General features: G+C 64.9%; 13 protein-coding genes. 2 read left to right on the top strand and 11 right to left on the bottom strand.

Going from position 1 to position 20,389, the window contains the following annotated elements:
• From E4634_RS03240 to E4634_RS21425, 4 genes are read right to left on the bottom strand one after another with little or no spacing between them, the layout of a single operon-like run.
• Positions 1-438, bottom strand: a complete 438-nt coding sequence (locus E4634_RS03240) for a group I truncated hemoglobin (protein WP_135441177.1) — start codon at positions 436-438, stop codon at positions 1-3.
• Positions 438-1,268, bottom strand: coding sequence for a DUF3034 family protein (locus E4634_RS03235; protein WP_240725066.1), 831 nt, complete (start codon positions 1,266-1,268; stop codon positions 438-440). Before E4634_RS03235 ends, E4634_RS03240 begins: the two co-directional genes overlap by 1 nt.
• Positions 1,252-3,582, bottom strand: a complete 2,331-nt coding sequence (locus E4634_RS03230) for a putative bifunctional diguanylate cyclase/phosphodiesterase (RefSeq protein WP_167854753.1) — start codon at positions 3,580-3,582, stop codon at positions 1,252-1,254. The genes E4634_RS03235 and E4634_RS03230 overlap by 17 nt, the downstream gene beginning before the upstream one ends.
• A complete protein-coding gene (locus E4634_RS21425) occupies positions 3,572-4,216 on the bottom strand; it encodes a methylamine utilization protein (RefSeq protein ID WP_167854752.1) in 645 nt (214 codons plus the stop codon). Before E4634_RS21425 ends, E4634_RS03230 begins: the two co-directional genes overlap by 11 nt.
• A gap of 326 nt (positions 4,217-4,542) precedes the next feature.
• Here E4634_RS21425 and E4634_RS03225 point away from each other — a divergent pair, with 326 nt between their 5' ends.
• The gene (locus E4634_RS03225) at positions 4,543-6,174 is read left to right on the top strand and encodes a DUF5050 domain-containing protein (protein ID WP_167854751.1); all 1,632 of its coding nucleotides are present in this window, start codon (positions 4,543-4,545) and stop codon (positions 6,172-6,174) included.
• 432 nt (positions 6,175-6,606) lie between these two features.
• Complete coding sequence (locus tag E4634_RS03220; protein ID WP_135441173.1) at positions 6,607-8,022, top strand: hypothetical protein; 1,416 nt, start codon at positions 6,607-6,609, stop codon at positions 8,020-8,022.
• A gap of 10 nt (positions 8,023-8,032) precedes the next feature.
• On the opposite strand, the gene E4634_RS03215 is transcribed toward E4634_RS03220, so the two are convergent.
• The 7 genes from E4634_RS03215 to E4634_RS03185 all read right to left on the bottom strand — a co-directional run bounded on the left by E4634_RS03215 (position 8,033) and on the right by E4634_RS03185 (position 20,332).
• Entirely contained in the window at positions 8,033-8,857 is an 825-nt protein-coding gene (locus E4634_RS03215) for a CheR family methyltransferase (RefSeq protein WP_135441172.1), read from the bottom strand.
• Between the two features lie 2 nt (positions 8,858-8,859).
• On the bottom strand, positions 8,860-9,954 hold the full coding sequence (locus E4634_RS03210; RefSeq protein WP_135441171.1) for a protein-glutamate methylesterase/protein-glutamine glutaminase: 1,095 nt from the start codon (positions 9,952-9,954) through the stop codon (positions 8,860-8,862).
• Between the two features lie 17 nt (positions 9,955-9,971).
• A complete protein-coding gene (locus tag E4634_RS03205; protein ID WP_135441170.1) occupies positions 9,972-12,092 on the bottom strand; it encodes a methyl-accepting chemotaxis protein in 2,121 nt (706 codons plus the stop codon).
• Positions 12,093-12,150: 58 nt separating this feature from the next.
• Positions 12,151-12,627 carry a chemotaxis protein CheW gene (locus E4634_RS03200; protein ID WP_135441169.1) on the bottom strand — a complete coding sequence of 159 codons (477 nt, stop codon included), beginning with the start codon at positions 12,625-12,627 and terminating at the stop codon, positions 12,151-12,153.
• Between the two features lie 12 nt (positions 12,628-12,639).
• Positions 12,640-15,882: a hybrid sensor histidine kinase/response regulator gene (locus E4634_RS03195; RefSeq protein WP_135441168.1), complete on the bottom strand. Its 3,243-nt coding sequence runs from the start codon at positions 15,880-15,882 to the stop codon at positions 12,640-12,642.
• A gap of 331 nt (positions 15,883-16,213) precedes the next feature.
• Positions 16,214-16,606, bottom strand: a complete 393-nt coding sequence (locus E4634_RS03190; protein WP_135441167.1) for a bacteriohemerythrin — start codon at positions 16,604-16,606, stop codon at positions 16,214-16,216.
• 210 nt (positions 16,607-16,816) lie between these two features.
• Entirely contained in the window at positions 16,817-20,332 is a 3,516-nt protein-coding gene (locus tag E4634_RS03185) for an ATP-binding protein (RefSeq protein WP_167854750.1), read from the bottom strand.
• Positions 20,333-20,389: the final 57 nt, after the last annotated feature.

The following is a 20,389-nucleotide window of genomic DNA, read 5'->3' as shown; positions in this document are numbered from 1 at the left end:
CTAGATGTGGATGATCTCCCCGCGCAGCGGCGCCAGGCGCGCCAGCAGGCGGTTCTGCACGGGGTAGGCAATACCGTTGTCTTCCATGGCCTCCACCAGTAGCTCGACAACGCGGTTGAAGTCCGCCTCGTCGATCTGCATACCGGTGTGGATGTCCGGCATGCTGTCACCGTCGTAGGTGCAGGGGCCGCCGCTGACCTGGCACAGGTGGGTGGTGAAACCCTCGCGGAAGTGGCTGACCGAGGCCCGCGCGAAATACGGCAGGATGCGCTCGTCGCGGCCGACTTTCCGGATAAACGTTTCCACCAGGCGGTCTATGCCCTGCTCGCCGCCGAGGTCGCGGTACAGGGTGTCCTTACCGGCTGCCGTACCGGCACAGGCCGGCAGCCCCAGCACAACCAGCAGCGAGAAGAGCCCGGCCAACAGTCGCAGGCGCATCAGTAATACCCCATGATCGACAGATACCAGCCGTCCTGGCCTTCGATGGCTGCGATGCGGCCGAGGTCCACCCAGGCGGCGGTCACACTCAGGTGCTTGTTGGGAAACCAGGCGACAAACAGGTCGCGCCAGTCGTCCTCGCCCAGCCCCAGGTTATCCGGCTTCTCGCGGTACTCGACGCCGAGGGCGAAACGCTTGTCGAGCAGGACCGCCACCGAACCCTCGAGCAACAGCTGCGGTGAGGCATCCGCTGCGCCGTAGCCCAACAGCCCCGCCTCGTTGGCTTCCGTGCGACGCGCGGTAATGTTCCACAACAGGTTGTAGCCGGCGAGCACGCCGAGGTGCAGCTTGCTCACCGCCAGGTAGATATCGGTACCGGTGTCATCCTGCGCACCCAGGGCGTAAGGCACCGCGGCATCGTCCAACTGCTTGTGCATTACCCCCAGGGACACCTGGGGATAGGGCGAATAGACAAGGTCGCCGGCCAGGCGCAGCTTGAAGCCGGCGATTTTCTGTTCCAGTTCCAGCGTCAGGGGCTGCACGTCCAGCCGCTGCTCGGCGTAGGACAGCTCCAGGCGGTCGAACAGGTTGAACTGGGCACCGCAGGTATCCAGGGTGAAGTCGTCCACATCGACACGGGTGCAATAGCCGGAGAACGCCACCTCGTTTTCCGTGGCGTAGCCGGCGAGCTGTGCCCAGGGCACCAGCCCGCCGCCCGCGGCGCCCTCGAACTGGGAGACTCCCGGCGTCGCCAGCAGCTTGCCGCCGGCCAGGCACGGGGTAGCGCTCAGCAACAGTGCGATGGCGCCAGAGCTAAGCAGTCTGCGCATAGCTCGCATACCACTGGGTAAGATCCTCGGCGCTCATCGGCCGCGCCAGGTGATAGCCCTGCACCGAGTCGCAGCGCATGGCGCGCAGCAGGTCCAGCCCGGCGCTGGTTTCCACCCCCTCGGCCACTACCTTCAGGCCCAGCTTGTGGCCCAGCTCGATGGTCGAGCTGACGATGTTCTGGTCCTGCTCGGACTCGGGCAGTTGCAGAATAAAACTCTTGTCGATCTTGAGTTCGTCCACCGGCAGCTGCTTGAGCTTGGACAGCGAGGAGTAACCCACGCCGTAGTCGTCCACCGCGATGCGAAAGCCCGCGGCCTTGAGCGCAGTGAGCTGTTCCACCGCCAGCGCCTCGTTGTCCATCAGGTCGCGCTCGGTGATCTCCAGGGTGACCTGCTCGTGGCGCACACCGCTCTCGCGCAGTTCATGCAGCAGGGAATCGATAAACTGTTCGTGGCAGATGTCCTGGGCGGAGACGTTGATCGCCACCCCCAGGTGCAGGCCGCTGGCGTTCCACAGGGCCAACTGGCGCAGCACCGAGCGCACCACCCAGCGAGTCAGCTTGATGATCAGGCCCGACTGCTCGGCCAGGGGCACGAACTCGTCCGGTGAAATGAACCCGTGCTCGTCGTCGACCCAGCGCACCAGCGCCTCGACGCGATCGATGCGCCCGCGGGCGAGGTCCAGTTTGGGCTGGTAGGTGAGGAACAGCGCGCCGTCGTCGCGCACCAGCGCGCGCTTGAGCCGTTCGACCAGGAACAGCCGGCGCAGGTAGGCCTCGTCCTCACCGCGCTGGTAGGCGCGCAGGCGCTGCGGCCGGTTGCGGGCGGCGCCCGCGGCGATGAACACCTGGCGCAGCAGGTCGCGAGCGGGCACGCCGGCTTCGGCCTCCTCCACATAGCCCAGGCACAGGCTCAGGGTCAGGCGCAGGTCGCCAATCACGTAGGGTTCGTTGATCGCCGCGTAGACCTCGTGCAACCACTGCCCGGCACTGCCCGCAGCGGGCACGGGCACCGCGACCAGGAAATGGTCTGCGCCCACGCGCCCCACCAGGCAGCGGGCATCACTGCCGGCGAGTGTCTCGGCGCAATGCGTGAGCCGACCGGCCAGGGATTGCAGCACGCGGTCCGCGTTGTCCGGGCCGACCGCGTCGTTGAGCTGGCGAAAGCGCAGGATATTCACGCCCAGCAGCAGTAGAGTCTGGCCGGCGTGCAGCGCATCGTCCAGGCGCGCCAGCAGGGTGTTGCGGCCGAGCGCCCCGGTGAGCAGGTCGTGCTCGGCCTGGTAGATGATCTCGTTCTCGCGCCGCTCGATTTCGCCGCCCATCCTGAGAAAGGCCTGGTTGAGCTCGCGAAACTCCGCCGCCGCGGGTGCGGTGGAGGCCTGCAGGTTGAAATCGCCCTGTGCCACCTGCCGGGTCAGCCCGACCAGGTGGTGCAGTGGCCGGGTGATGCCGCGCAGGATGACCTGCGAAAAAAGCAGCGACAGCGCCAGGATGCCGCCGCCGATCAGCGCGATGGACGCCAGCAGCCGGTTGAACCCGGCGCGGGCCTCCGCCAGGCTCGCCGAGAGCAGGACGCGCACATTGCCCAGGGTCTCCAGGGTGAAATCGCGATACACATAGCTGGCGCCGCCGAGCAGGCCCGCCGCCTCGCCCGAGCCGGCCTCGGCCAGCGCCCGGCGCATGTCCACCCCGGGTTCGAAAGTAGTGGCCAGCGGATCACCGCCGGGCGCGAGCAGGGTGATGTCCATGCCGGTGAGGCGCTTCAGTTCCTGCAGCGCGGACCGGTCGGCGCGAAAGCCGATGACGGTATAGGCGATTGGCCGCGGCGCCAGCACCGGTAGAGCGAACACCTGATAGAAACCGGCCTCGGTGCGCAGCAATTGGGAGTGTTGCGGACGCAGCGGCAGGGCGCCGATGGCCGCGGCCAGTTCGGGGGCGGCGAGCGCGTGGCCGCCGGCGCTGGCCGAGAGAATCGCACCGTCCAACCCGGTAAGCACCATGAGGTCGGCATCGATACGCTCGCCGTGGTTGAGCAGCACGCTGTTGATGGTCTCCGTGTCCAGCGTCGCCACCGCCTGCTTGAAGCCGAAATCCGCGGTGAGCACACGGGCGGCGGTCACCAGGAGTTTCTCGCGGGAAAGCAGGTACTGCTCCAGCACGCTCTGTGCGCTGTCCATACGGTGCTCGATCTGCTGCCGGGTGTAATCGCCGGTGCGCACCCAGTAGGCGGCCAGCAGGGCGATCACCGTCGCCAGGATCAGGCCGCTGGCGAGCAGCGTGATCTGCGCGCGCAGGCTGCGGTCAGTCAGCATGGCGGAACAGGTCCTCGAAGGTGTCGCGCGGACTCGGCTCGGTGGTGTCCAGGCGCACCTCGACCACCTCGTCTGGCGCATCGCCGGCGGGCGCCAGTTCGACCCTGGCATCCGGCCCGGCGGCAAGTTCCGGGTGCCAGACCGCGATGGAGGTCACCGCGCCGGGCAGTTCGGAGAAGCTGGCGCGGCCATCCGCACCGGTGATCGCGGTGTAGGGGCTGTCGGCCACATAGATGTAGCCGACCATGGCGTCGTGGATGTTGCAGCCAAGCACTACCACGCCGGGCTGCGGGAAGGCGACCGGGGCCTTCGGCTGGCCCGCGTAGAGCTTGATCTCGAAGACGTTGGCGCGGGAGAAGGAGTACACGTGGTGGCGGATGTCGTCGCTGTTGGGGAAGCTCACCGCGGCGCCGCGCGGCACTACCAGCACCCGCGGCACGAAGGTCTTGTCGACCTGGTCCATGACGAACACGCCGTCCGGCGAGGCCGGCCCCGCCCCGGCCAGGCCGAGTTCGACCACCGCGTCCGCAAGCGGCTGGCCGCGCTGGTCGGTGACCAGGAACTGCGTCTGCGCGCCCAGGCCGCGGGACGCTAGCAGCAGAAGCAAGCCCAGCCACGGGGCAATCTTTGTCATGCGAACACAACCGGGCCGACAGGCGGATCGAGGGGTGGGTGGGCGCGGCGCGGGCGGCGAGGCACCGCTGAGCGCCGGTTATAGGGGTACATACGTCCGATACTGCCACGGCGGGTCTCCGGGAACGACTGGCAGTCCGCGGAAACGGGAGACAGCGCACAGTTTCGCGGGGCTAATATGACAAGCAGGCATGACAAGCGGGCACGACAGGCGGACGCGCAGGGCCAGCGCCGAGGATAAAGAAAAGGTTAGTACTCGAAACTGCCATGATCTGGGCGCACAATAGGAATTGCGATCAATCCGTATCATTCCACAGGAGATCAACCATGCGATTTATGGTTCGCAGTTTCATCCTATGTCTCAGCTTCCTGCTCTTTGCCACCGGCGCCACGGCGGCGCCGGCCGACTCCCGCGGCGTCTACTGGACCGAGTTCGACCGCGTGCGCAGCGCCAACCTCAACGGCAGCAACCCGCAGACCCTGACCAGCGCCATCCTGACCTCCCCGGTCGCGCTGACCCTGGAGCCGGCCAGCGCCAAACTCTACTGGGTGGACGCCACCAGCCGCGAAATCAGCCGCTCCAACCTCGATGGCAGCGACATCGAGTTCGTGTTCAAGCCGGCGCCGCTGCCCGGCGGCGGCGGCCTGCGTGACGTGCAACTGGACGTCGCCGCCGGCCAGTTGTACATCGTCGACATCGGCTACAACCGCATCCAGCGCGCCGACCTGGACGGCAGCAACGTGGTCACCCTGGTGCGCACCCCTGGCGGCAATACCGCGCGCCTCGCCCTGGACTTGCCCGCGGGCAAGATGTACTGGACCAACCACGGCGAGTTCGGCAGCGGCCAGGGCATCTTCCGCGCCAACCTCGACGGCACCGGGGTGGAAGAACTGCCGATTCCCGGCCTCGCCGAGCCCTGGGGCATCGCCCTGGACACCGCCGCGGGGAAAGTCTACTGGACCGACTCCGGCAGCGGCACGATCAACCGCGCCAATCTCGACGGCAGCGGCGCCGAAACCCTGCTCAGCGGGCTCAGCGCTCCCTGGGAACTGGAGCTCGACCTGGCCAATGGCCGCATCTTCTGGGCCGACATCCTGGCCAACAAGATCCAGAGCGCGAATCTCGACGGCAGCGGCCTCACCGACCTGGTCGACACCGGCCTGGTCGACCCCAGCGGCGTGGCCTACGACGCGCAGCAGGACGTCCTGTATTTCTCCGACGGCGACGGCAGCCGCATCTACCAGGTGAAGCCCGACGGCAGCGACCTGGCGGTACTGATCGACGCCGGCGTGTCCTCTCCCTTCCAGGTGGCGGTGGACCCCCTGCGCGAGAAGGTCTACTGGTCCGAGGCCAGCGGCAACATCTGGCGCTCGGACCTCGACGGCAGCGCGGCGGAAATACTGTTTGGGGGTCTCGGCGCAGTCACCGACGTTGAGGTGGACCCGCTGCGCGGCTACCTCTACTGGGGCGGTGTGGGCGGCATCTACCGCGCCCGCCTGGACGGCAGCGGGCAACGGCTGCTGACCCCCGGATTCGACGTATTCGGCATCGGCCTGGATAACGCCAACGGCAAGATCTACTGGACCGAGACCAGCCCGAACCGGGCTGTCGTGAAGCGCGCCAACCTCAATGGCAGCAACCAGGAGGAGTTGTACTCCGAGGTCGGCTTCAGCGCCTTCGCCGGCGACATCGCCGTGGACGGTCGCGGCGGTCGCATCTACTTCAGCAACATCCTGGGCATCCTCAGCGCGGATCTCGACGGCCAGAACGTCAGCACCCTGGTACCCGGACTGCAGGCACCCATCGGCGTGGACCTGGACCTGCGCCGCGGCAAGGTCTACTGGGCGGAGTCCGGCCGCGGCCGCATCGCCCGCGCCAACCTGGATGGCTCCAATGTGACACCGGTTGTCCTGCTGGCGCCGTTCACTATCGGGCTCGACGTCCAGCCCCTGCCCTGACCCCGACCGGCCACTACCTTCGCGCAGGGAACGCGCGATGGGTGGTGGCCGGACCTATTCTCTACCGGCGCTAATCCCTACCGGCGCTCTTAGCCAGCGGTACGCTTCGCAACCAACCCTGTTCTCGACAGGCATTCTTCACGACCAACACCAGCCGCAGCCGTCACCCGGGGCGCCAGCACCCGCCTGGGCGGGCCACATTCGATCGCTGGCCGGCAGGCACACGGGCATCTACACTGACAACCAGCTATACGGCTGCTGTCCGGCGGGAGTAACTGTCCAACCCATCACAAGGACGTGACGTAGATGCAACGACATAACATAGAGCAGGGAATGCCAGCGCCAACCTCACGACTGGCCACTTCTTTTGGCGCGACATATGCCGCCACTATCGCCACCACTCTCGCCACAACAATGGCGTGGGCGTGCCTGTTGGCGAGCACAGCCGCACGCGCGGACTTCGAGGCGTGGCAGGCGGCCAGCGATGCCTTCGAGCAGCGCCTGCAGGCCACTGACGCGGTCGCGGACCACCAGGTTGGCGAGTGGATCACCTTCGACCTCGAAACCTGTTTCGAGACCAACTCCTTCTGCTTCGGTAACAACCCGGAGTCCGGCTATTCCTTCGCCCACCTGCCCTGGCGCAGCCCGGAGCTGATCCGCTACTCCACCGGCTTCATGCTCGACGACAACGAGGCCGTCGTCCTGCTGCTGCAGACGCCGCCGCAGCTGGCCTACTTCGGGTTCACGCCCTACGTACAGGATCGCTGGGTGCCGGAAACGGACAACCAGCGCATCGAGGTCGCCGCCTCCCTGGCGGACTCGATCAACCACTTGCGCCTGGGCGCCTATCCCGCCGCGATACCCGGCGCGGCGCCCTATCCCTTCGAGCGGATCAGCGCGGTTGTCATGAGCGCCAACCAGCGCGCGGTGGCCGCGGTCAGTTCCCTGCTGGTGGCCAGCGGCATACCGGCACGCGCGGTCAATGTTTTCCGTATCCCCACCGGGGCAATCGAGCTGCCACTGGTCACCGGCTACACCGAGCGCTCCGACGAGTTCGCGATCATGGCGCGCTACACCCTGCCCGCGGACCGCGCGACCTTCGAGGCGTGGCTGGCAGCCAACCCGGTCTCGGTCTATCGCATCACGCTGGATACGCCGGAGTTCGAGAGCTTTCCGTTTACCGGCTACCGCGAGCGCGTCACCGGCATCTCCGAATACGACGATGCGGTCATGCCGCAGGTGATGTCACGGCTGGGCAAGGTGGTCGCCGCCCTGGTGCAGCGTCACCCGGAGGCGACGCCGGAAATCTACCTGCGCGGTATCGGGCACGCCGGCCTCGGCCACGAGTGCATCAACGACTACAGCTCCTGCATCTACGATAACCAGGACGCCCTGTACTACCGCCACGAGGTCTCTCCCCCGGTGTATCGCCTGACCTCGGACCCGGGCAACTTCTGGTACGCCGTCGGCGTCGAACACCAGCGCACCAGCAAGGCGCTCTACACCAGTCACTCGGTGTACATGGCGCGCAATGCGGGTGGGGTGGCCAGTATCAACACGGGTACTGCGAGGGGCAGCGTAGAGTTCTACGCCGGCGATTGGCTGGGAAACATGGACATCGGCGACCCCAACGACTTCTACATCTTCCGCATCGCGCGGCAGTGCGGACTCGCCGAACTGGAGCTGGGCTATTGCGTGGAAGTGCCCTACCCCACGCCGCTCAGTCCGGTGGGCGTGGAGGATACCGACCCCCTGACCTTCGTCACCCGCTACTACGTGGAAATGAATTCGGGGGTTGGGCCGGCGCAGAGCGAAATCGCCCCGCCGGTATTCGTCGTCTACGAGTAAGCGCTCCCCGCTAGACGGAGTAGAACACGCTGCGCTGGTAATCGTTGCGCTTGTAGATGCCTTCCATGCCGGGAGGCAGGTTCTCGGTGGAACCGATCACCAGTACGCCGCCGGGCTTGAGCTGGCGCGACAGCTTCGTATACAACAGCTTGCGCACGTCCATATCGAAATAGATCATGACGTTGCGGCAGAAAATGATGTCGTACTTGCCGAGGGCAGTGAGGTCGTCGAGCAGGTTCTGGCGGCGGAACGTCGCCATCGCGCGGTACTGATCGCGCACCTTCCACATGCGCCCTTCCTGGGTGAAATACTTGGCACGCCGATCCGGACTCATGCCGCGGCCCAACTCGAGGTCCGAGTAGTAGGCAGCACTGGCATAGCGGATCGCCGCGTCCGAAATATCGGTGCCCATGATCTTGATATGCCACTGGCTCAGGTTGGGCAGGATCTCGCCCAGCGAGATCGCGATGCTGTACACCTCCTGGCCGGTGGACGACGCCGCGCTCCAGATCGAGATCGGCTGCTTGGCGCCGCCCATGCGATCGACGAGGTCCGGGATGAGCTTGAACTTCAGCAGGTCGAAGGGCGAGGTATCGCGAAAGAACGAGGTCTCGTTGGTGCTGATGGCATCGAGAATATCCAGCCGCAGCTTGCTGTCGAGCTTCGCCTTGTTGCACAGGGCCGAGTAGTTGCGCGCCTCATAGCGCTGCAGCAGCGGGCCGAGGCGACTGGAGATCAGGTAACCCTTGGACGAATCCAGGACGATACCGGAGATGGACCTGACAAAACTGGCGACTTCCGGCAGTTCTGAGTCCTGGACTTGTGGGTAGGTCATTGTCAGTTAACCAGTTCAAGGATCTTGGGAGCTACTTTTTGCAGCGGCAGCACGGCGTCGACGACACCTTTGCTGATCGCCTCCTTGGGCATGCCGAACACGACACTGGTCTCCTCGTCCTGGGCCAGGGAGGTGGCGCCAGCCTGCTTCATCGCGGCCAGGCCATCGGCGCCGTCACTGCCCATGCCGGTCAGGATGACGCCCAGCGCGTTCTGCTTGTAGACCTGCGCCACCGAGCGGAACAGGTAGTTCACCGCGGGCTTGCAAAAGTGCTCCGCGGGGTCGTCGGTGATAACCACCTGGCCTTGCCCGCCCTTGTCGCGCAGCTTCATCTGCTTGCCACCGGGGGCGATGTAGACGTGGCCGGCCTGCAGCGGTTCGCCATCCACCGCTTCGCTGATTTCCAGCGCACAGTTGCGGTTCAGGCTCTTGGCCAGTTCCGCAGTGAACAGCTCCGGCATGTGTTGCACCACGACCACCGGCACGCGCAGGTTGGCGGGCAGTTTGCCCAGCACTTCCGACAGCGCGTTGGGGCCGCCGGTAGAGGTGCCGATGGCAACCAGTTGGATGCGTGCCGACGGCGCCTTGAGCACCCGCGTGGGCACCGCAATCTTGCTGGCCGTCTGCGCCCTGGCCGCCGTCTGCGGGCGCTCCGCAGCCGCCGCGCGGACCTGGTGGCGATGCAACAGCGGACGCAGCTTCTCGCCCAGTTGCTGCACCAGGACTTTCTGGTTCTCGCCGATCGAGCCGGTGTCAGGCTTGCAGATGAAATCCATCGCGCCCTTGCGCAGGGCATCGACCGTCACCGCGGCACCGGCCTTGGTCAGTGAGCTGACCATCAGCACCTGGACCTTGGGAAAACGCTTGCGCATCTCGCCCAGTGCCGCGATGCCATCCATAACCGGCATCTCGACATCCAGGGTTACCACGTCCGGCTGCAGGGACTCGATCATCTCCAGGGCCTGCTTGCCATTGATGGCCTTGCCCACGACGACCGCACCGCCGATGTCGTTGACCACGTGGCCGACGACATCGCGGTACAGCAGCGAGTCGTCGACGACGAGGACTTTCAGGGTTTTGAGGCTTTTAAGTTCCATTTTTCAGCCGCTCGCTCTCAGCCGTTGACCTTGAAGCTGCTGACCAGTTGCTCCAGGTCGTTGCCCATCACCGCTAGCGATTCGGCGTCGGAGGACACGTCGCTCATGGAGGCGCTGATCTCGCGGATCGAGGAGTCGACCACCGAGATATCCTGGGCGATTTCCTGCGACGCATTGCTGGCCTCGCGCACGCTGTTGCCCATGTCATTGATGCCCATGGCTGCCTGGCTGATGTTGCGCGCGATGTCCTGGGTGGTGGCCGACTGCTCTTCCACCGCGGAGGCGATGGTCGAGACGATAGCGCTCACCTCGTCGATGACTTCGCTGATGTTTCCGATCTGGTCCACGGTCTCACCAGTGGAGTTCTGGATCGCCTCGATGCTGTTACGGATCTCCTCGGTAGCCTTGTTGGTCTGCTGGGCCAGTTCCTTGACCTCGGAGGCCACCACCGCGAAGCCCTTGCCCGCCTCGCCGGCGCGCGCCGCCTCGATGGTGGCGTTGAGTGCCAGCAGCTTGGTCTGCTCGGCGATCTCCAGGATCACGTCGATAACGGTATTGATCTTGCGCGAGGCGTCGCTCAGCGTGCTCACCTTGTCCGAAGCTTCGTTCACGTTGTGCACGGCCTTGGTAGTGATACCGCGTGCGCGCTCGGCGTTCTCGGCGATCTCGCGAATGGTCGCGGTCATCTCCTCGGCGGCGGCGGACACGGTGTTGACGTTGGCGCCGGATTCCTCGGCGGCGGTGGAGACGGACATCATGGTCACACTCATCTCTTCCGCCGCGGAGGCCACGTTGCTGGCCCGGGCCGCGGTGTCGTCGGTGCGGGCACGCACGGTGGACGCGGAGGACGACAGCGAGCTGGAGGTGGCGTTCAGGGTACCGGCGTTGCGCGACAGGTTCTCCACCACGCCCTCGAGGCTCTCGGCCATGGTGTTCATGCTCGAGGCCAGCTGGCCCATCTCGTCGCTGGAGCTGTGGTCCACTCGGTGGGACAGGTCGCGCTCGGCGAAGAAGGCCGCCACTTTTGACATCTTGGACAGCGGGCCGCTGAAGCGCCACTGGAAGAATACGGCGCCGATCACCAGGATGACGATGCTGATCCCCGCGCGGATGGCGAAGGACCAGCGCGCGTCGTAGACCTCTGCCAGCGCTTCTTCTGCCGGGTCGCGTACCAGTACCGCCCAGTTCATGCCCGGGTAGCCCATGGCGCCGCGCAGGTGAGCATAACCGGCGACCTGCTCGTTGTCCTTGCGCTCGTTGTGCGAAACGATGGCGCCACTCTTGCCGGCCACTGCCTCGATGGCGGATTCGGCGCCCGACTGCACCAGGTTGAGGCTCATGAAGGCGCTGGTCTTGGTGGCGGTTTCGCTGCCAGTGACCGCGGGATCGAGATCGACGAGCACCAGGCCATCGTCGTTGATGACCGTCAGTTCTGCATCGTGGAGGCCCCAGGCTTTCATCTGCGCGTACTGGGCTTCGAGGATTTCCTCGACAGCGGCCAGGTCGGCCATGTTGTACCAGTAACCCACGGTCTCGCCGTCGCGCTCGATCGGCGTGGCGAATCCGAGGACCGCACCACTGTGTCGCGGATAGACCTTCTTGATCATCGGCTCGATATAGACATCGACAATCACCGTACCATCGGAAACATCATTGCCGGGTGCGGTGTGAGTGCGCCGGGTGGTGTAGCGACCTGCTGCCACATCCTGGAACCAGGATTCCCCGCTTACATTTCTGCCGATCAGTCCTGAGGTATCAATCGACTGCCCCTTGGCGTCCTTGGTATTGGCCGCGACAACCGCGCCATCCGGCGAGGTGATCAGCATGAGCGGGTACAGGCCGTACGCCTTGGCGTAACCATTGAGCGCGGACTCGAGCTCGATGTTGCCCGGGATCAGATCGTCCTCGGAGATGATCGCGCGGTTCAGCGCGAATGCCTGCACGTCGCCATAGCGCTCGAACAGGTTGCGGTCGATCTTGTCGGCCAGCTGGCCGGCGATCAACTCGTAGTAGTGCAGCACCTCTTCCTTCTGGTGTTCAGTACTGCTCCAGATGGTCGTACCAATCAGTACGACCGGGAGCAGTGCGATCACTACCAACAGCCCGGAAAGCTTACTGGTTACGTTGAAGCTACTCATTGTCCAATTCCTCTACCTGTCTTCACTAATCCGTGGAACAGCCGCTTCCAGCCGTTATTCATTGGCGACCCAGTACCTGATCGAGATTGATCAGGCCGGCGACATCGCCATCCTTTTTGTAAATCGCAGTAAAAAATTCGCCGGGTATGCCCGAGAGATTCGCCGGCGGCGGGTGCAGTTCGTCCGGCACCGCATAGACGATGTCATCGACATAATCGACAAGCAGGCCGACTTCCTCGGACGCCGAATGGATCACGATGACCTGGTTGAGGCCGCCCTCTTCGCGCGGCTGGATACCGAACACGACACGCAGGTCGACAACGGTAATGACCTTGCCGCGCAGATTGGCCACGCCCTTCACATGCACCGGCGCCTCGGGGACAGCGGTGATGGAGAGGTTGCGGTTGATCTCCTGCGCCTGGCGGATGTTCAGGGCGCACTTGAGTTCGTCGATCTGGAAGACGACGATCTCGCAGGCGTCTGCCATACCGGCATCGTCTTCGCTCTCGGTGGAACGGGTCTTTCTGTCACTCACGATGTCGCCCTCCTAGGCCTTGGCGGTGACTTTCTTCAAGTGCCGTGACAGGCACTCGAGAATCTGCTCGCGGTCGAGTTTGATCAGGTACTCGTCGATACCCGCGTTCTTGCCGATCTGCTCGTTGAGTTCGCCAGCGATACTGGTACAGGCGATGATCGGCAGGTCTTTGGTGCGCGGGTCCGCGCGCACGGCGCGGGCGAAGGACAAGCCATCCATGTTCGGCATCTCGATGTCGGTGATAATCCCCTCCACCACATCGAGGTTTTCCATCAGCGTGCTCAGGCCCTCCTGGCCATCCTCGGTGGGCAGCACCTTGTAGCCCTCCTCTTCCAGCAGACTGGTCATCTGCGCCAGGAAGAACTTGGAGTCCTCGGCCACCAGCAGGGTGATTGCGTTGTGCTCCTCGATCGACGCCTCGCTGGTCTGGGTGACCCACTCCGGCTCCTGCTGGCGCACGATGCCCAGCGGGTCGAGCAACAGCGTGGTCTGCTCGCGGATGATCGCCGAGCCAAAGATGCCGGGCTGGCTGTAGGTGTCGCGGTCGAATTCCACGGCGATGTTCACCGTGTCGACAATCGACGAGAACAGCAGGCCCACTTCCCGGCGACCGACCTTGAACACCACCACGTAGTAGTGCGAGCTCTCGGGGAGCAGGGCAAACGAGCCGATATCGCTGGTGCGGAACAGCACCAGGCTCTCGCCGTGGTAGGTGATGCTGCAGCGGCTGCCGGTGTAGTCCAGGCGGTCCGCGTTGATTTTCTCGATACGGGTAATAAGCCCCAGCGGTACGGCGAAGGTCTCTTTCTCGCCGCCCTTCACCAGCAGCAGGGAATGGCGATCCCCGGACTGCGTGGCATCGTGGATATCCGGCTTGAGATCGCCCTGCGCCTTGTGGCACTCGTCGATGCGCGCCAGGCGACCGACCTCGACCACGTCCAGGATCATGGCCACGCGGCCATCGCCCTGGATGGTCGCGCCGGCGTAGATGTTGCTGTGCTGCAGGTGCTTGCCCAGCGGCTTGACCACGATCTCCTCGGAGTCGAGCAGTTCGTCCACCACCACGCCGTAGCGCATGGCCCCGGCCACCACGACCACCACGTTCACCGCGCTGGAGAACGCGCGGCGGCGGGTCGGCCCGTTGCGGCGCTCACTGGCGCCCTCACCGTCGTCGTCTGTTACCTCGCTGGAGCGGCGGTCGTAGACGTGGGCGCGACGGTTGCGCTTGAGTTCACCGGTCTCGGTATCGCGGTAGACGCTCTCCACCTTGACGATATCGCCGAGCTGGATCAGCGGCAGCAGTTCGCCGCGCAGCCACATCATGACCGCGTCGCCCATGCGATGGATGCGCTCCTCGACGTCCACCGCCGGAATACGCACGAGTTCCTGCACGTTCACCTGGGGGATGGCGTACTTGCTACCGCCCAGGCCGATCATCAGGCTGGGGATAATCGCCAGGGTCAGTGGCAGCTTGATGCGCACACAGGTGCCCTTGCCCAGCTGCGAGTCGATCTCGATCACGCCGCCGAGGCGGGTGAGGTTGGTGTTCACCACATCCATGCCCACGCCGCGGCCGGAAATGTCGGTGATCTCCGCGGCGGTGGAGAAACCCGGCTCGAAGATCAGGTTGACGAGTTCCGCGTCGCTCATCGCGTCGAGGGTTTCCTTGTCGCGCAGGCGCATGTCCAGGGCCTTGGCCTTGACCTTCTCGGGGTCGATGCCGCGGCCGTCGTCGGCGATGTCGATCACCACCTGGCCAGCCTCGTGGGAGGCGCGGATGGTCAGTTCCGCCTGCTCCGGCTTGCCGGCGCGGATCCGCTCTTCCGGGGTTTCGATACCGTGGTCTATGCCGTTGCGCACCAGGTGCGTCAGCGGGTCGGAGAGGCCCTCGATGATGGTCTTGTCGAGTTCGACGTCCTCGCCGTCCAGCCTGAGTTCGATGTTCTTGCCCAGGGTGCGCGCCATGTCGCGCACGATGCGACGGAACTTGGAAAACACGATGCCTACCGGCTGCATGCGCGTGCAGGTGATCGCCTCCTGCATTTCCGTGGTGATCAGGTCCAGGCGCTGGGCGGCCTGCTCGATCTGGTTGGCATTGCCGCGCAGGGTGGCTTGCAACAGCTGGTTACGGGTCAGCACCAGTTCGCCCGCCAGGTTCATCAACTGGTCGAGCAGGTTTACGCCAACCCGCAGGGTACTTTCGGTGGTGGGTTTCGCGGCCTTTTTCTCCCCGGCGGGCAGGTCATCCGCGTCCACTGCGGCTACCGGCCTGGGTGCCGGTTGCGGCGGGGGCTCGGCCTTGGCCGGTGCCTTCGCCTTGGCCGGCGCCTTGGCTTTGGCCGGTGCCTTCGCCTTGGCGGGGGCTTTGGCTTTCGCCGGTGCCTTGGCCTTGGCCTTGGCTGGCGCCTTGGCCTTTGCCTTGGCAGCCGGAGCGGATGACGCACCGACAATGTGCGGGTTTTCTAATGCGGAATCGTCCAGCAGGTAGCAGCGCTCCTCCGGAACACCCGCAATCTCGAGCATGGTCTCCGGTTCGATAATGGTCGAGATGACCACGCTGACGATGCCGCCCTTGCCCAGGGACTGCTTGGGGTCGTAACTGGTGCCGACCATGGAACCCAGCGTGCTGAGTTCATCCATGGTGGCGTGGAGTTCACGCTCCTTGGCCAGCAGGTCCTCGCGCAGGTCGAAGTCGATACGGTAGACGTAGCCCGCGGAAAGCGCGTGGCGCAGCTCGTCCGCATCGATCTCCAGCTCCGGGAGATCCGGGCCGGAAGCCACCGGCTCCTCGTGCTCGTAGCCGTCGCCCTCTTCCACCTCTTCGCCGGCGTCGTCCTCGTCGAACTCCTCGGCGGCCTCACCCTCCGCCTCGAGGCTTTCACCGTTGGCGATGCGCTCCAGGGCGTCCAGGTGTCCGCTGATCTGCACCGACTCGCTGTTACCCGAATCGCTGATCATTTCCTTGAGCGTATCGGCGGAATCCAGCAGCACGCTCACGATCTCGCCGGTGGGTACCAGCTCGCGCGAGCGGATCATATTCAGCACGTTCTCCATGCTGTGACCCAGGCGCTTGATGTTCTCGAGCTCAAGGAACCCGGCGCCGCCCTTTACGGAGTGCACGGCGCGAAAGACCTCGTTTACCAGGTCGAGGTCGATATCGGCGCCAGCGGCCTCAATAGCCAGGAGGGATTCTTCGATGTCACCCAGGTGCTCGAGCGACTCCTCCACAAACATTCGAACTGTATCGTCGTCCATATCTCTACCGGTCATCTGGCCGCCACACGCGCGATGCGGCGGACTGTTTTTTTCTGGTGCCGGACTGGGGTGCTGCACAGCCGTCCCGGCCGTATCCCGGGGGAGCCTGTCCGACTTTCCCCCGAAGACGCCTGTACTATCGACGGATTCCGGCGATGCTTTAGTGCCACCAAGGTCGGATAAGGGGGGTGTTTCTATACGTTTTCAGGCGATTGCCGGGCGCGGCAAACTTTAACGGGGAGCGAGGGAGAAAAAGGGAGGGAGGCCCAGGGATGACGGCCTCCCTCCAGAAGTACGCCCCGGGGGGGCCAGGGCGTGCAGGGTCAGTGTGTCAGGGTTGGAAATTGGCGCATTCGATACCGTAGCGCTGGTCGATACCCTTGATGTGTGACTTCAACCACATGCGCAGGAAGGCGAACAGGTCCTCCGTGTTCAGGTCGCCGGCGACCATGGAATCACGGAACTGGCCCACGCGCGCCAGCAACTGCTTGTGGATAATCTTGTGCGAGGACAGGCTGGAGTAGTTGTGGCTCTCCATGTACTTCTCTTCCTCCTGGAAATGACGCACGACGTAGTTGGCCAGTTTGTCGAAGCTGCCCAGTGGGTTCTCGTTGTTCTCGACGTCGTCGGCGACCACGTTGATCAGGTGAATGATCTGCTGGTGTTGCTCGTTCATCCTGTCGACGCCCACGTTCAGGCTGTCGTCCCATTCAAACTGGCTCACTCGAAGGTCCTCCCTGGGAGATCGAATGGTGGCTCTTGAACCTCATATCGGCAGTGGTTGGAGAAACCGTAGGGTAAAGTCACATTTTTTTTGACGGATGTTTGGCAGGGCTGGGGGCAGGGAGAGAGTCACGACCCTGGCTGCGGGGCCGGGCCCGGTAAAAGTGGGGTCAGAGTCTCGACTCTGACCCCACTTTTACCACTTTAACTATCAGGCCTGGCGCTCTCCCGGCGCATCCGCGTCGAAGCCCAGGTTGAGCGCCTCGATCAGCGCCGTCGCCTCGCGCTCGAGCATCGGCGGACACAGGTCCAGCACATCGGCCTGGCCGGAGCGCGCGGTCTGCTCCACGAACAGGCACAAACGGTGCAGGCGGCTCGCCCCGAGACTCGCGGCCGAACCCTTCAGGCAATGCGCCTCCGACGCGACAGCGTCGAAATCCCGCGAGCGCATCGCACAGGTGAGCAGCGCGACCCGCTCCGGGAACAGGTTGAGAAACAGCCGGATCAGGTCAGGCACACGCTCCGCCCGGAAATTCACGTTGCGCAGCAGGCAATCGCGATCCCAGACCGGCTCACCATCCAGGGCCTGCCGGGCGTTGTGGGACAGAGACACACCGGTTTTCACCGCGGTCGGGGGACGCAGAATCGCCGGCAGCGAGCTGCCGTCGTGCTGCAACCAGTAGGCGGCCCGTGCCTCCAGGGCGTCGAAGTCCAGCGGCTTGGTGACGTAGTCGTCCATACCGGCAATCATGCATCGCTCGCGATCCCCGGCCATGGCGCTCGCCGTCATGGCGATGATAGGCACCTCGCGCGCCGCCTCGCCGGCGCCGCCAGCGCGAATCTCGCGACTGGCGGAGTAGCCGTCCAGGATGGGCATCTGGGCATCCATGAAGATCAGCTGGAACTCACCCTCGCGCTGCGCCAGGATCTCGATCGCCTCGCGCCCGTTCCAGGCGGTCTCCACCTCAGCGCCGAGGTCTGTGAGCATACCCACCGCGACCTGCTGGTTAATGTGGTTGTCGTCGACTACCAGTACGCGGGCACCGGCACAACTGAGCTTACCCACGGGCAGCGGCATGGCCCGGTTGGTCGCCTCGCGCTTCTCCCGCCACTCGGGCACCGGTCCGTGGGTAAACCGGGCGCGACGCAGGAGGCTCGCGAGTTCCACCGGCGTGACCGGCTTGAGCAGGGTAAACAGGCCCGGGGCGTGCTCCTCGGACAGCGGGTGGCCTTCCAGCTGCTGCAGCATGACCGCCACCGGGTCTTTTTCGGTCGCCGGCGGCCAGGCTTCCCAGAGTGTCTCGTCGACGATGACAATGTCGAAGTGATCCGCGTCGGCCAGCGCTTGCGACAGCGGCAGTCCATCGCTGTGCTCCACCCGCGTGGCGCCCCAGCTGCGCAGCTGGCGGGACAGCGACTCCGCCCGCGCCGGCAGGGGGTCGACCAGCAGGAACGACAGTCCGGTGAGGACCATGTCCGCAAACGGATCGCCGTGACGGCCGTGGGTTTCCTGGAACAGGGAGAACTCGAAAGTGCTGCCACAGCCCTTTTCGCTGTGCAGCTCGATGTCGCCGCCCATCAAACGACACAGCTGCCGGGTGATGGAAAGCCCCAGGCCGGTACCGCCAAAGCGACGGGTAACGCTGGCATCCTCCTGCGAGAAGGCCTCGAAGATCGCCTGCTGCTTGTCGTCGGCGATGCCCACCCCGGTATCCTGGATCGCGCAGCGGATCTCGACCTGGTCGTGGGCATGCTCCACCGTGCGCAGGCTCACCTTGACCCAGCCGCGCTCGGTGAACTTGAGCGCATTCTCCAGCAGGTTTACCAGGATCTGCCGCAGGCGGTGGGCGTCGCCCAGCAACTGGTGCACCTCGACACCCGAGGCGTCGATGATCAGCTCCAGGCCCTTGTCCCGCGCGCGCATCGACATGGCGGTGCAGGTGTCCGATACCACGTCGAGCAGGTCGTACTCGCCGCGGGTGATCTCCAGCTTGCCCGCTTCGATCTTGCTCAGGTCCAGTACATCGTTGATCAGGGCCGCCAGTGCGCTGGCGCTGCTCTCGGCCATGCCCAGGTAGCGCGTTTGCAGCTCGCGCGAGCTGGCGCGGCGAATCAGCTGCAACATGCCGATGATGCCGTTCAAGGGTGTGCGAATCTCGTGGCTCACGTTGGCGACAAAATTGCTTTTCGCCTCGCTGGCGGACAGGGCCAGGTTGCGCGCCTGCTCCAGTTCCAGCGTGCGCTCGAACACCTGCTGCTCCAGCGTGCTGTTCATTTCCAGCGCCAGCTGCTGCGCCTGGTACAACTCGGTGACGTCGCGCGCAATCGCCGAGACACCGACGATGCCCTGCCCCGAGGTGCGAATAGGCGCCAGCGACAGGGAGACCTTGATCGGTTCGCCGTCACGGCAGACCGCGTCCAGGCGCATCAGCGGGTGGGCCTCGCCCTGCAGGGCACGGGCAATGCCCTGCTCCACCATCTTGCGGTCGTCCTCGCCGACGAACAGTTCAGTCGGCCTGCGCCCCAGTGCCTGCTCCTCGCTGAAGCCGAAAGTCTCCTCGGCGCCGGCGTTCCAGCTTTCGATCCTGCCCTGGGTATTCATGCCGACGATCGCATCCACCGAGCCATCCACGATGGCTTGGCAGCGCGCCTGGGCCTCGCCCAGCAGCATGCCGCGACGCGCGCTGACCTGCTGGATGGCGAGCATGACCAGCAGCGCGAGGAACACACCGGCGAGCAGGAGCAGTGGCCGCGTGCTCTCTTCGTAGATGCGGGTTGCCCGGTAGCTCTGCGGGGCGGCAACCTGCAACACCAGGTAGCGATCGCTGGCCACTCGCGACAGCGGGTGCACGCTCTCCATGAAGAAGCGCGGCTCCTCGTCGGCCGCCCGCGGCACCATGAGCGACAACGGCGTGTGCCCGCCCAGTTGCAGGACACTGTCCGCGCCCTCGGCGACCGCCGGGGAATCACCGGTCGCAAAAGCGAACGCGCGGCCGTCTTCGGGGTGTACCAGGTAGTCGCGCTCTTCGTTCAGCAGGTAAAGATCGAGATGCTTCGGCAGGTCTCGGGTGATACGCCGGAACAGCTCGTGGGCGTCGTACTCGATGGTTACCACGCCGAACACCCGCTGCAACATGTCGTAAACGGGGACCGCCGCCAGGAAGGCGGGTTCGGGCGGAATAATGATCTCGCCGTGCTCGCGGCGCAGGTTGAAGTCGCTGACGAACACACCGCCCTGGGGAAGTTGTAGCAAAGCCTGGAACGCAGCTTCATCGCCGCGCCGCTGCAGGGTCTCGGCACTGGCGACGCGGATACTGCCCTGGCGTCGTTCGACGCGCGCCAGCTCGCGACCACCGTCCTCGAGACCGATGTAGTTTATCGCCAGGATATCCGAGTTGTTCTCCATGAAGGCGACGACAATAGTCTCCAGGCGCCGGCGCCACAGTTCGAAGGGCGTGCCGTCCATCGGGTCGCTGCCGTCGTTGGCCCTGGCCCGCACCATGCCCTGTATCGGCGGCGTGGACAGCACGAAGCGCACCTGGTCACGCGACCGGCGCAGCGCCTCGTCGAGTAGCCCGCCGCGCGAAGCCAGTTGCTCCTGCAGGCTATGGTAGAGTTCCTGGTCGACCCGGGAGCTCGCTTCCTTCTGCTGCCACCAACCCAGCGCTGCTATCATCGCGACGAGGAATGCCAACAATCCCAGCAGCAGACTGTGCTGGGCGGCCATGTTCCTTAGCCTGTGTAGTTGACTCATAGGTCGATATCCATTCGCTGCCGCGCGGTC

Origin of the sequence: Mangrovimicrobium sediminis (genome assembly GCF_004745945.1) — a bacterium.
Classification (GTDB): Bacteria; Pseudomonadota; Gammaproteobacteria; order Pseudomonadales; family Halieaceae; genus Mangrovimicrobium; species Mangrovimicrobium sediminis.
The sequence above is the reverse complement of the archived record's forward strand: the minus strand, read 5'-3'. Positions and strand labels throughout refer to the sequence as shown.

What these genes read in the sequence shown, in the direction of transcription:
- E4634_RS03240 (WP_135441177.1), bottom strand. Translation starts at nt 438, where the DNA reads ATGCGCCTGCGACTGTTGGCCGGGCTCTTCTCGCTGCTGGTTGTGCTG.
- E4634_RS03235 (WP_240725066.1), bottom strand. Translation starts at nt 1,268, where the DNA reads ATGCGCAGACTGCTTAGCTCTGGCGCCATCGCACTGTTGCTGAGCGCT.
- E4634_RS03230 (WP_167854753.1), bottom strand. Translation starts at nt 3,582, where the DNA reads ATGCTGACTGACCGCAGCCTGCGCGCGCAGATCACGCTGCTCGCCAGC.
- E4634_RS21425 (WP_167854752.1), bottom strand. Translation starts at nt 4,216, where the DNA reads ATGACAAAGATTGCCCCGTGGCTGGGCTTGCTTCTGCTGCTAGCGTCC.
- E4634_RS03225 (WP_167854751.1), top strand. Translation starts at nt 4,543, where the DNA reads ATGCGATTTATGGTTCGCAGTTTCATCCTATGTCTCAGCTTCCTGCTC.
- E4634_RS03215 (WP_135441172.1), bottom strand. Translation starts at nt 8,857, where the DNA reads ATGACCTACCCACAAGTCCAGGACTCAGAACTGCCGGAAGTCGCCAGT.
- E4634_RS03210 (WP_135441171.1), bottom strand. Translation starts at nt 9,954, where the DNA reads ATGGAACTTAAAAGCCTCAAAACCCTGAAAGTCCTCGTCGTCGACGAC.
- E4634_RS03205 (WP_135441170.1), bottom strand. Translation starts at nt 12,092, where the DNA reads ATGAGTAGCTTCAACGTAACCAGTAAGCTTTCCGGGCTGTTGGTAGTG.
- E4634_RS03195 (WP_135441168.1), bottom strand. Translation starts at nt 15,882, where the DNA reads ATGGACGACGATACAGTTCGAATGTTTGTGGAGGAGTCGCTCGAGCAC.
- E4634_RS03185 (WP_167854750.1), bottom strand. Translation starts at nt 20,332, where the DNA reads ATGGCCGCCCAGCACAGTCTGCTGCTGGGATTGTTGGCATTCCTCGTC.